The sequence below is a fragment of the Streptomyces durhamensis genome (genome assembly GCF_000725475.1).
Classification (GTDB): domain Bacteria; phylum Actinomycetota; class Actinomycetes; order Streptomycetales; family Streptomycetaceae; genus Streptomyces; species Streptomyces filipinensis.
In genome coordinates this window covers 707-1,118 of record NZ_KL647052.1, presented here as the reverse complement: position 1 = coordinate 1,118, position 412 = coordinate 707, and the positions used below count along the sequence as shown (strand labels likewise).

At 65.8% G+C, this 412-nt stretch carries 1 protein-coding gene; it reads right to left on the bottom strand.

What is annotated here, in order from left to right; translation table 11 throughout:
* Window positions 1–412: ATP-binding protein (locus IO33_RS53440; protein WP_037687801.1), on the bottom strand; the 412-nt coding region annotated here is incomplete at both ends.

Here is a 412-nt window from a genome sequence, read left to right as displayed (position 1 = left end):
TTCCTTGTCGCCCGTCTCGCCGACGAACGTGAACTGGCTGCCCTTCTTCTCCAGCGAGCGCAGCGCCTTCTGGAACGCCTCGGGGAAGTTCCGGCCGATGGCCATGGCCTCGCCGACCGACTTCATGGTCGTGGTGAGGGTGGAGTCGGCCTGCGGGAACTTCTCGAAGGCGAACCGCGGGGCCTTGACCACCACGTAGTCCAGCGTGGGCTCGAAGGAGGCCGGGGTCTCCTGGGTGATGTCGTTCGGGATCTCGTCGAGCGTGTAACCCACGGCCAGCTTGGCGGCGATCTTGGCGATCGGGAAGCCGGTGGCCTTGGACGCGAGCGCCGAGGACCGCGACACACGCGGGTTCATCTCGATGACGATCACACGACCGTCCTCGGGGTTCACCGCGAACTGGATGTTGCAG